The sequence below is a fragment of the Pseudomonas nabeulensis genome, from assembly GCF_004682045.1.
Taxonomy (GTDB): domain Bacteria; phylum Pseudomonadota; class Gammaproteobacteria; order Pseudomonadales; family Pseudomonadaceae; genus Aquipseudomonas; species Aquipseudomonas nabeulensis.
This window is the reverse complement of sequence record NZ_QUZT01000057.1, coordinates 13,239-24,498: the sequence shown is the minus strand read 5'-3', so window position 1 is coordinate 24,498 and position 11,260 is coordinate 13,239. Positions and strand designations below refer to the sequence as shown.

General features: G+C 60.4%; 10 protein-coding genes. 3 read left to right on the top strand and 7 right to left on the bottom strand.

Annotation, left to right across the window (positions count from 1 at the left end; all coding sequences use genetic code 11):
- Positions 1-56 precede the first annotated feature (56 nt).
- Positions 57-515 (bottom strand): HIT family protein, encoded by a 459-nt coding sequence (locus DYL61_RS24020; RefSeq protein WP_135310397.1) that lies wholly within the window; start codon positions 513-515, stop codon positions 57-59.
- A 596-nt stretch (positions 516-1,111) separates the two neighbouring features.
- Here DYL61_RS24020 and DYL61_RS24015 point away from each other — a divergent pair.
- Positions 1,112-1,435, top strand: coding sequence for a DUF6124 family protein (locus tag DYL61_RS24015; RefSeq protein ID WP_135310396.1), 324 nt, complete (start codon positions 1,112-1,114; stop codon positions 1,433-1,435).
- A gap of 301 nt (positions 1,436-1,736) precedes the next feature.
- On the opposite strand, the gene cysS is transcribed toward DYL61_RS24015, so the two are convergent.
- Positions 1,737-3,119 (bottom strand): cysteine--tRNA ligase, encoded by a 1,383-nt coding sequence (gene cysS, locus DYL61_RS24010; protein WP_135310395.1) that lies wholly within the window; start codon positions 3,117-3,119, stop codon positions 1,737-1,739.
- A 21-nt stretch (positions 3,120-3,140) separates the two neighbouring features.
- The gene (locus DYL61_RS24005) at positions 3,141-4,841 is read right to left on the bottom strand and encodes a glutamine--tRNA ligase/YqeY domain fusion protein (RefSeq protein ID WP_135310394.1); all 1,701 of its coding nucleotides are present in this window, start codon (positions 4,839-4,841) and stop codon (positions 3,141-3,143) included.
- Positions 4,842-5,087: 246 nt separating this feature from the next.
- Between DYL61_RS24005 and DYL61_RS24000 the strand changes: the two genes are divergently transcribed.
- A complete protein-coding gene (locus DYL61_RS24000; RefSeq protein ID WP_135310393.1) occupies positions 5,088-5,588 on the top strand; it encodes a peptidylprolyl isomerase in 501 nt (166 codons plus the stop codon).
- 2 nt (positions 5,589-5,590) lie between these two features.
- On the top strand, positions 5,591-6,340 hold the full coding sequence (gene lpxH / locus DYL61_RS23995) for a UDP-2,3-diacylglucosamine diphosphatase (protein WP_135310392.1): 750 nt from the start codon (positions 5,591-5,593) through the stop codon (positions 6,338-6,340).
- Between the two features lie 152 nt (positions 6,341-6,492).
- Here the strand turns inward: lpxH and DYL61_RS23990 are convergent, their stop codons facing one another.
- The 4 genes from DYL61_RS23990 to DYL61_RS23975 are packed head-to-tail and all read right to left on the bottom strand — an operon-like array spanning position 6,493 to position 11,152.
- Positions 6,493-8,022, bottom strand: coding sequence for a DHA2 family efflux MFS transporter permease subunit (locus DYL61_RS23990; protein ID WP_105695673.1), 1,530 nt, complete (start codon positions 8,020-8,022; stop codon positions 6,493-6,495).
- Positions 8,022-9,215 (bottom strand): HlyD/EmrA/EmrK family protein, encoded by a 1,194-nt coding sequence (locus DYL61_RS23985; protein WP_105695674.1) that lies wholly within the window; start codon positions 9,213-9,215, stop codon positions 8,022-8,024. Before DYL61_RS23985 ends, DYL61_RS23990 begins: the two co-directional genes overlap by 1 nt.
- Before the next feature lie 15 nt (positions 9,216-9,230).
- Positions 9,231-10,682, bottom strand: coding sequence for an efflux transporter outer membrane subunit (locus tag DYL61_RS23980; protein ID WP_135310391.1), 1,452 nt, complete (start codon positions 10,680-10,682; stop codon positions 9,231-9,233).
- Positions 10,679-11,152 (bottom strand): MarR family winged helix-turn-helix transcriptional regulator, encoded by a 474-nt coding sequence (locus tag DYL61_RS23975; RefSeq protein WP_105695676.1) that lies wholly within the window; start codon positions 11,150-11,152, stop codon positions 10,679-10,681. The genes DYL61_RS23980 and DYL61_RS23975 overlap by 4 nt, the downstream gene beginning before the upstream one ends.
- Between the last annotated feature and the right edge of the window lie 108 nt (positions 11,153-11,260).

Below are 11,260 nucleotides of genomic sequence, written 5' to 3'. Positions count from 1 at the left end.
ATGCTGGCTGACACACCGCTATCGGGGGCAAGCCCCCTCCCACACTTTGAACTGTGTTAGGCGAAAGACCGGATGTGCGCCGCCAGTTCCGCCAACCCTCCATCATCCGCCCGCACATGATCGTGTGACGAGATATAGCCTTCATACGCCTCAAAAAACTTATCCACCTTCGAACTCAACGGCTTGAACGTACTGTCCCCACCGGTCCCATGCATGGGAAACAACTTCGCATGCAGATGGTCCACCCCATACCCCTCCATGATCAGCCCCGTACGCGCCACATCGGGAAACGCCCGGTCGATTTGCAACGCCGTCTTCTTCGCCGCCACCGCCAGCGCGGCCAGCACTTCATCCGACTGCGCAAACGCATAACTGCCGTAATGCTGCTTGGGGATTACTACGCTGAAACCGGGGGTGTTGGGGAAGATCGAGAGGAAGGCCATGTGCTGGTCGTCTTCCCACAGAATGTGGGCTGGGGAGGTTTTGTGGACGATGTTGCAGAAAATACAATCCATTTTAATCGCTGCCGTTCTAGTCGTGGGATGGGTTGTCGCAGTCATCTAAAGCTACGATTCGCCAGGCGTCAAAACAAATGGGAACTTTCCGAAATGTCCTAGGATTTTTGTACCGTCGCCACGGCCGCGCAGACACTCGCAGAGTTGAGCGGGCATGGTAAAAATGTGGGAGGGGGCTTGCTCCCGATGAGGGAGGGTCAGCTACAAATTTATTAGCTGACACTCCGCATTCGCGGGCAAGCCCGCTCCCACATTTAGATTGGGGGTCACCTTTGGTCCGGTGACACTGCCCAGCAAAAAACCGCAGAAATTTCCGACAGCGTTTTAGGGTTGTCCCTCGGAAGATGGCTGCCTAATCTTCGGCGGTCGCTGCAAATTCAGCGACCGGGTTTCGCAGCCCGGTTAAACTCTAGACGCACAGCGTCCACCTCAAGATAGCGGGCGCTTTTTTATGCCTGATGTTATGGCGGCTGTGCGCGGGATACCTTCGGGTATGCCGGGTGCCTAGAGTCCCGGTCTGCGAACCTGCGTACAGCTGCCACCCGGGTATCGTTTCGCAGCGATGGGGGCGGCTCCAATACTCTAGGAGCTTTGTCATGATTAAAGACAGTCCGAATCCGCCGTTAGATTCAACCGCATTTCACACCGCCGCTCATCGAGCGATTAACCACTATCCGAACCCGTCTGAGAAACCAGAGCCTTCTGCTGAAGGCCATGGCTTGTTTGCCGTGCGTGAAGGCCTGGACGCCGAGACGCTGTTGGCCAACGCATCGGAGGATCTTGCGTCAGTTCAAGCACTGGCCAGCCATTTGGCTTTTGAGGTCGACGGTAGTCCTCGCAGCGTGGCGCTGGGAATTTCCCGAATGCTGGAGGGAATTCAGTTGTTGGTCGATAAGGCACTGACCCTCAAACAGCCTTGAAGGCGGACACGGTAAAAAATGTGGGGCTTGCCTTAATGCCAGTCAGTTAAGGGAAACACTGTACTTGTGGCGAGGGAGCTTGCTCCCGCTGGGCCGCGAAGCGGCCCCAAAAAATGGGCCTGCTGCGCAGTCCAGCGGGAGCAAGCTCCCTCGCCACAGGTTACTTTTCACCCTTACTATTTCTTAACTGACTGGCATTAGGGCAAGCCCCACAGTAGATCGAGTGAGCCGTTAAAACGGTGTATAAAAAAACGCCCCGAACCAGTCGGGGCGTTTTCATTCAGTGTGCAGCAACCAACAGTCAGTCAACCAACCGCCACGTCGTCCCACCCTTCCCGTCTTCCAACACCACGCCCATGGCGGTGAGTTGGTCGCGGATACGGTCGGATTCCGCCCAGTCCTTGTTGGCGCGTGCAGTCAGACGCGCCTGGATCAGCGCATCCACTTCAGCCGCATCCACACGCCCTTCGGCGCCGGCTTGCAGGAAGTCATCAGGCTTCATTTGCAGAACCCCGAGCACGCTGGCCAGTTCTTTCAGGCGCGCCGCCAGGCCAGCCGCTGCGTCGAGGTCGCTCTCGCGCAGGCGGTTGATCTCGCGCACCATCTCGAACAGTACGGCGCAGGCTTCCGGAGTGCCGAAGTCGTCGTTCATCACCTGGGTGAAGCGCTCAACGAACGCTTCGCCGCCGGCAGGCGCTACGGCTGGCAAGCCTTTCAACGCATGGTAGAACCGCTCCAGGGCGCCCTTGGCGTCCTTGAGGTTGTCTTCCGAGTAGTTGATCGCGCTACGGTAGTGGCTGGACACCAGCAGGTAACGCACCACTTCCGGATGATACTTTTCCAGCACGTCGCGAATGGTGAAGAAGTTGTTCAAGGACTTGGACATCTTCTCGCCATTGATGCGGATCATGCCGCAGTGCATCCAGGCGTTGGCGTAGGTCTTGCCGGTGGCGGCTTCGCTTTGGGCGATTTCGTTTTCGTGGTGCGGGAACTCGAGGTCGCTGCCGCCGCCATGAATGTCGAAGGTCTCGCCCAGGCAGCAGGTGGACATCACCGAGCATTCGATGTGCCAGCCCGGACGCCCGGCGCCCCATGGCGATTCCCAGCTTGGCTCGCCCGGCTTGGTGGCTTTCCACAGCACGAAGTCCAGCGGGTCTTGCTTGGCTTCGTCCACTTCGATCCGCGCGCCGATGCGCAGGTCTTCGATTTTCTTGCGCGACAGCTTGCCGTAGCCCATGAACTTGGCGACGCGGTAGTACACGTCACCGTTACCCGGGGCGTAGGCGTAACCCTTGTCGATCAGGGTCTGGATCATGGCGTGCATGCCAGGGATGTGGTCCGTGGCTCGCGGCTCCATGTCCGGCTTGAGGATGTTGAGGCGCGCCTCGTCCTCGTGCATGGCGGCGATCATGCGCTGGGTCAGCGCGTCGAACGACTCGCCGTTTTCATTGGCGCGGTTGATGATCTTGTCGTCGATGTCGGTGATGTTGCGCACGTACGTCAAGTCATAGCCGCTGAAACGCAACCAGCGGGTCACCAGGTCGAATGCCACCATGCTGCGACCGTGGCCGATGTGGCAGTAGTCGTACACGGTCATGCCGCACACGTACATGCGCACCTTGTTGCCATCGAGCGGCTTGAAGACTTCTTTGGTCTTGCTGAGCGTGTTGTAGATCGTTAGCACGATGAATCCCTTAAGACTTAATCACTGGCCCCACGAATCACGCAAGGTCACGGTACGGTTGAATACCGGAGCGCCTGGTTTCGAGTCCTTGATATCCGCGCAGAAGTAACCTTCGCGCTCGAACTGGAAACGGTCTTCCGGCTGTGCTTCGCCCAACGACGGCTCGGCACGACAACCTGTGAGAACTTGCAGGGAGTCAGGGTTGATGTTGTCGAGGAAGCTCGCGCTGTCTTCGGCCTTCTCAGGGTTCGGCGAGCGGAACAGGCGATCATACAAACGCACTTCGCATTCGATGCTGGCCGCAGCCGGCACCCAGTGGATCACGCCCTTGACCTTGCGGCCTTCCGGGTTCTTGCCCAGGGTGTCCGGATCGTACGAGCAACGCAGTTCGACGATGTTGCCATCGGCGTCCTTGATCGCTTCGTCAGCGCGGATCACGTAGCTGCCACGCAGACGCACTTCGCCGTTTGGCTCCAGGCGCTTGTAGCCTTTTGGCGGTTCTTCCATGAAGTCATCGCGGTCGATGTAGATTTCACGGGCAAACGGCAGCTTGCGCACGCCGAGTTCTTCTTTCTGTGGATGACGCGGCAACTCGAGGTTGTCGACCTTGTCTTCCGGGTAGTTGGTGATCACGACTTTCAGCGGACGCAACACGCACATGGCACGTGGGGCGCTGTGGTCGAGGTCGTTGCGGATGCTGAACTCGAGCATGCCGAAGTCCACCACGCCGTCGGAACGGTTGGTGCCGACCATCTCGCAGAAGTTGCGGATCGAGGCAGGGGTGTAGCCACGGCGACGGAAGCCCGACAGCGTGGACATGCGCGGGTCGTCCCAGCCGTTGACGTGCTTCTCATCCACCAGTTGCTTGAGCTTGCGCTTGCTGGTGATGGTGTAGTTCAGGTTCAGGCGGCTGAATTCGTACTGGCGCGGCTGTGCCGGAACCGGCAGGTGCTCCAGGAACCACTCGTACAGAGGACGATGGCTTTCGAACTCCAGGGTGCAAATGGAGTGGGTGATGCCTTCGATGGCGTCCGACTGACCGTGGGTGAAGTCGTAGTTCGGGTAGATGCACCACTTGTCACCGGTCTGGTGGTGATGGGCGTGGCGGATGCGGTACATGATCGGGTCGCGCAGGTTCATGTTCGGCGAGGCCATGTCGATCTTGGCACGCAGTACGCGAGCGCCGTCCGGGAATTCACCGGCGCGCATGCGGGCGAACCAGTCCAGGTTCTCTTCCACCGAACGGTCGCGGAACGGGCTGTTCTTGCCCGGCTCGGTCAGGGTGCCGCGGTATTCCTTGGCTTGTTCCGGGCTCAGGTCGTCGACGTAGGCCTTGCCGGCCTTGATCAGCTCGACGGCCCAGTCGTGCAACTGGTCGAAGTATTGCGAGGCATAGCGCACTTCACCGGACCATTCGAAGCCCAGCCACTTCACGTCGCTTTCGATGGCGTCGATGTATTCCTGGTCTTCCTTGGCCGGGTTGGTGTCGTCGAAACGCAGGTGCGTGACGCCACCGAACTCCTGGGCCAGGCCGAAGTTCACACAGATCGACTTGGCGTGACCGATGTGCAGGTAGCCGTTGGGCTCTGGCGGGAAACGGGTGACGATCTGCGTGTGCTTGCCCGAATCCAGGTCCGCCTGGATGATCGGGCGCAGGAAATTGACCGGGACGGCAGGTCCGGCCTTGGAATTCGAGGTAGGGTCGACAGTGGGCTTGCTCATAGGATCCTTGAACACAGGTACGTGGCCGGATGGGGCCAGATAAAACAAAGCGCTCATAATAGCCGAAGCGGTCAAGACACTGACAGAGCGCGGCCAAAAACTGCTGCTTTAATTAGCCAAGTGGTAAAAAACCACCTCGAAATTCCCGTCGGTCACGCTAAACTGCGCGCCTTGGCCGCAGTTTCGCCATACCGGTCGTGGTGCCCCGGCACCCAAATCCACGAATTCCCTGAAAGAGTAGTGAACATGACTCAAGTCAAACTGACCACCAACCACGGTGACATCGTCATCGAGCTGAACGCCGAGAAAGCGCCGATCACCGTCGCCAACTTCATCGAGTACGTTAAAGCCGGCCACTACGAAAACACCGTTTTCCACCGTGTCATCGGCAACTTCATGATCCAGGGCGGCGGTTTCGAGCCAGGCATGAAAGAGAAGAAAGACAAGCGTCCAAGCATCCAGAACGAAGCGGACAACGGCCTTTCCAACGACAAATACACCGTCGCCATGGCCCGTACCATGGAGCCGCATTCGGCCTCCGCGCAGTTCTTCATCAACGTCGCCGACAACACTTTCCTGAACCACAGCGGCAAGAACGTACAAGGCTGGGGCTACGCAGTATTCGGTAAAGTCACCGAAGGCCAGGACATCGTCGACAAGATCAAAGGCGTGCAGACCACCGGTAAAGCCGGTCACCAGGACGTTCCGGTAGAAGACGTTATCGTCGAGAAAGCCGAGATCATCTAAGCGTGATCCTGCTTATTTCAGACTTGCATCTGGAAGAGGAGCGCCCGGACATCACCCGGGCGTTTCTGGATCTGCTCCACGGCCGCGCCCGTGGTGCCCAGGCGTTGTACATTCTGGGGGACTTCTTTGAAGCCTGGATTGGCGACGATGGCATGACCCCCTTCCAGCGCTCCATTTGCGCAGCCCTGCGCGAACTGAGCGACAGCGGCACCCCGATTTTCATCATGCACGGCAATCGCGATTTCCTGATCGGCAAGGCGTTCTGCAAAGCAGCAGGTGCCACCTTGCTCAAGGACCCGAGTGTCGTGCAGCTCCACGGCGAACCTGTGCTGTTGATGCACGGCGACAGCCTCTGCACCCGCGACGTCGGCTATATGAAGCTGCGGCGCATCCTGCGCAATCCGATTGTGTTGTTTATCCTGCGGCACTTACCGCTGCGCACCCGCCATAAGCTGGCGCGCAAGCTGCGCAGCGAGAGCCGTGCGCAAACGCGCATGAAGGCCAATGACATCGTGGATGTGACGCCCGAAGAAGTGCCACGGGTGATGCAGCACTTTGGCGTGCGCACCCTGGTCCACGGCCATACCCACCGCCCTGCCATTCATAAGTTGCAGATTGGCGACCAGGCGGCCAAGCGTATTGTGCTGGGGGATTGGGACAAGCAAGGGTGGGCGTTGCAGGTGGATGAGCAAGGGTTTCAGTTGGCGGCGTTTGACTTCGTCAACCCACAACTGGCGTTGCCTGGCGCTTAATACCAGACAACATAGACCCAATGTGAACAGAGATCAAAATGTGGGAGGGGGCTTGCCCCCGATTGCAGTGGGTCAGTTACAGATGTACTCACTGACACACAGCTATCGGGGGCAAGCCCCCTCCCACATTTTTGACCGCGTACACCCTCAAATCAGTGGCCTGAAGCCGCAGGCCCAGCCTTCGCCGTAAACGGCGGCTTCGCCAGCCACACCAACAACATCAACCCCATGAACATCCACCCCAGCAGCGTGAAGTAATCCACGGTGGACATCATGTACGCCTGGCTGGTGAGGATCTGGTCCAACTGCGCATAGGCCTTGTGCCCTGCCCCGCCCAACGCCTGCAAGGCATCGCGGGTGGCGGAGTCGTAGGTGGTCATGTTCTCGCTCATGTACGCATGGTGCTGGTCCGCCCGGCGAATCCAGATCCAGGTGGTCAGCGACGCGGCGAAGCTGCCGCCCAAGGTCCGCAGGAACGTGGCCAGGCCCGCGCCGTCGGCAATCTGGTGCGGCGGCAGGTCGGACATCAGGATGCTCAGGGTCGGCATAAAGAACAGCGCCACGCCAATGCCCATGAACAACTGCACCAGTGCGACGTGCTGGAAGTCCACTTCATTGGTGAAACCGGCCCGCATAAAGCAGCTCAAGCCAATCGCCAGGAATGCCAGGCCCGCCAGCAGGCGCAGGTCGAACTTGTGCGCGTACTTGCCCACGAACGGCGACATCAGTACCGGCAGGATGCCAATCGGCGCCACCGCCAGCCCGGCCCAGGTGGCGGTGTAGCCCATCTGGGTTTGCAGCCACTGCGGCAGGATCAGGTTGATACCGAAGAAGCCCGCATACCCCAGGATCAACACAATGGTGCCGATGCGGAAGTTGCGGTAGGCGAACAGCTTCAAGTTCACCACCGGGTGTTTGTCGGTGAGTTCCCAAATGATGAACACCGCCAGGGCAATCACCGAAATCGCCGCACCGATGATGATGAAGTTGGATTCGAACCAGTCCAGGTCATTGCCTTTGTCGAGGATGATCTGCAACGCGCCGACCCCCACGATCAGGCTGAGCAGCCCCACGTAGTCCATCGGCTGATGGCTGGTGACCACCGGGCGTTTCTTCAACTGCGAACGCACCACCATCACCGCAAAGATGCCGATGGGGACGTTGATAAAGAAGATCCACGGCCAGCTGTAGCTATCAGTGATCCAGCCGCCGAGGATCGGCCCGGCAATCGGCGCCACCACCGTGACCATCGCCAGTAACGCCAGGGCCATCCCCCGTTTGGCGGGCGGATACACCGCAATCAGCAAGGTCTGGGTCATCGGGTACAACGGCCCCGCTACCAAGCCCTGCAACACGCGAAACCCGATCAGTTCGGGCATGGAAGTGGAAATACCGCAAAGGAACGAGGCCAGCACAAACAGGATGGTCGCCCACAGGAACAGCTTCACCTCGCCAAACCGGCGGCTCAGCCAACCGGTGAGTGGCAAGGCGATGGCGTTGCTCACCGCAAACGAGGTGATGACCCAGGTGCCCTGTTCCGAACTCACGCCGAGGTTGCCGGAAATGGTCGGCAGCGCCACGTTGGCAATGGTGGTGTCGAGTACCTGCATAAAGGTCGCCAGCGACAGGCCAATAGTGGCCATCAACAGGCTGGGTGGCGTGAAGGAGGCGTTATTGCTCATTAGCGTTGCACAGCCTTGGGCGCGGCGAGGCTGTTGTCATGGATCAACTGGGTGATCATGGCGTCGGCTTCGGCCAGTTGGCGGTCATACACATTGGTGGTAAAGCTCGCCTTCTGCGGCGCCTGTTGCGCCAGCACCGGGCCGCTCTGGTCGTGCAGGTCGACGTTGACCAGGGTCGACAAGCCCACACGCAGCGGATGCTTGGCCAACTCGTCAGCATTGATATGGATGCGCACCGGCACCCGTTGCACGATCTTGATCCAGTTACCGGTGGCGTTTTGCGCGGGCAGCAGGGCGAACGCGCTGCCGGTGCCGGCGCCGAGGCTGTCGATGGTGCCGCTGAACTTGACGTCGCTGCCGTAGATGTCCGACTCGATGTCCACCGGCTGGCCGATACGCATATTGCGCAGCTGGGTTTCCTTGAAGTTGGCGTCAATCCACAGCTGGTCCAACGGAATCACCGCCATCAAGGCGGTGCCTGGCTGTACGCGCTGACCCAGTTGCACGGTGCGCTTGGCCACATAACCGGTAACCGGTGCGATCAGGGTGCTGCGCGCATTGGTCAGGTAGGCCTGGCGCAGTTGGGCGGCGGCGGCTTGTACGTCCGGGTGGGACGAGATCACGGTGTCATCCACCAGCGCGCTGCTGGTCTTGAACTGTTGCTGCACGTTGGCCAGGGCATTTTGCGCCGAGGTCAGGTCGTCACGGGCGTGGGACAGTTCTTCCTGGGAAATCGCCCCGCCGGCGGCGAGGTTCTTACGCCGGTTATAGTTGTCCTGAGCTTTTTGCACGTTGGCTTGTTGCGCCAGCACCTGGGCCTTCATGCCGTCCACGTTGCTGTACAAACCCCGCACCTGGCGCACCGTGCGCGCCAGGTTGGCCTGGGCACTTTGCAGGCCGACGGCGGCGTCGTTCGGGTCGAAGTTGACCAGCACCTGGCCTTCGTGGACCAGGTCGCCATCGTCGGCGCCGATGCTGACCACAGTGCCGGTCACCAGTGGCGTGATCTCCACCACGTTGCCATTCACGTAGGCGTCGTCGGTGCTTTCGTTGAAGCGCCCGTAGAGCTCATACCAGCCCCACACACCCACCACGCCGAGGACGACAATCAGCGCCAGGCCGATCAGCATGACCTTGCGTTTGCGAGGGTTGGTGTCTTTTTCTGTTGCGGCGTTGCTGTCGGCAGTGGCCATGACTATTACCTCACATTATTCCGTACGCGTTGCTGGGGTGGCCGCTGCCACGTTTGCGGCGTTGAACCCGCCACCCAGGGCCAGCATCAATTGAATCGACAGATCGATCTGCGCGGCATTCAGGGTCGCCAGCTGACGCTGGGCCTGCAGCAATTGCTGCTCGATGCTGAGCACATCCAGGTAGTTACCGATACCGGAGCTGTAGCGCTGCACGCCGGTGTCGTAGGACTGCTGGGCAATGTCGGCGGCATGTTGCTGGGCCTGGATCTGCCGGCCGGTGTCGCGCAACTGGGCGATGGTGTTGCCAATGTCGCCCAAGGCTTGCACCAGGGTTTTGTTGTACTGCGCCACCGCCAGGTCGTAGTCGGCGTCGCGGGCATCGAGGTCGGCGCGCAGGCGGCCGCCGTCAAAGATCGGCAACGAAAGGGTCGGTGCGATGCTGAAGAAGCGGCTGGCCGAACCGAACATCGCATCCCCCAGCAACGACTCGGCCCCGGCGCTCGCGCTCAGGTTGAGGTTGGGGTAGAAGCGGGTTTTGCTCGCGGCGACGTTCTTGCTCGCTGCCTCCACGCGCCAGCGCGCCGCGATCAGGTCGGGACGACGGCCCAGCAGCTCGGCGGGCAGCACCGACGGCACGGCCACGGCGGCGGGCTTGAGCACGTTGGGACGCACCAGTTCGCTGCCACGGTCCGGGCCTTTGCCCAGCAACACCGCCAGGGCGATCTTGGCGCTCGCCAGTTGTTTTTCCGCGTCGATCAATTGCGACTGGGAGCTGGCTTCCAGGCTTTCGGTCTGTTGGTACTGGTACTGGCTGTCGATACCCGAGCTCAGACGACGCTTGCCCAGGTCGAGCATCTGGCGGGTGCGCTTGAGGTCATCGTTAGCCAGGTCACGCACGATATGGGCCTGGCCCAAGTCGCTGTAGGCCTTGGCCACGTTGGCGGCCAGGGTCAGGCGTGCGGCCTGTTGGTCGACTTCGGCGGCGCGGGCCTGGCCCAACGCGGCTTCCCAGGCGGCGCGCTGGCCACCCCACAGGTCGAAGTTGTAATTGAAGCTGGCACCGATGTTACGCACGGTGGCGTAGGCATCGCCCTGCCCCAGCGGATCTTGGTCCTTGGCCAGGCGCGAACGGCTGATGCCGGCGCTGGCGTCCAGGGTCGGCATGCGTGCGGCGTCGGCGGCAAAGGCCGCGGCTTGGGCCTGATGGGCACGGGCGCTGGCCACTTGCATGTCGGGGCTGTTTTGCAGGGCTTCCTGGATCAGGCCGTCGAGTTGCGGGTCACCGAGGCTTTTCCACCAGTCGGCGCTGGGCCAGGCGGCTTGCGAAAGCGTCACGCCGCTCAGGGACTTACCGGTTTGCAGGGTGTTGGCGTCGAGGTTTTTACCCTGGGTATCGAGGCCACTGAAGTTGGCGCAACCGGCCATGCTCATGGCCACCAGCACCAGGCAAAGGGCACGTGGGTTCATTCTTTACCTACCCGCAGCAGAGTGATGGAGTCACCCGCGGCTATCAGAATTTTCTTGAGAATCCGTTCCAGGGCTTCCAGTTCGCTGGGCTCCAGGGAGCCGGCCAGCTGGTTCAGGGCGTCGGTGCCGATATGCGGCAAGGTGTCGGCGAGGCGTTGGCCGTCGGCGGTGAGCACGAGCTGCACCTGACGACGGTCCTGGGCGGAACGCTGGCGTTCGAGCAAGTTCTTTTGTTCCAGGCGGTCGAGCATGCGCGTCATCGAGCCGCTGTCCAGCGACAGGTGGCGACACAACTCCGCGGGGGTGTCGATGCCGTAGAGCGCCATGATCACCAGCACTTTGAACTGTGCGGCGGTGATGCCGTACGGCTCCATATGGGTGTCGATGATGCGGTCTTTAAGCAATGCGGCGCGGCCCAGCAACAGGCCGAGGTGGCAGTTGTGGAAGTTGTCGGGGGTGAAGTGTTTCATTGCGAAGTCACCTTATTACTGCCTAGGCAGTGAATGTGTGACGAGATGTTACTGCTTAGGCAGCGAATGTCAAATGGAATAGTTAGGTTGCTTGGTAATTGTTGAAAT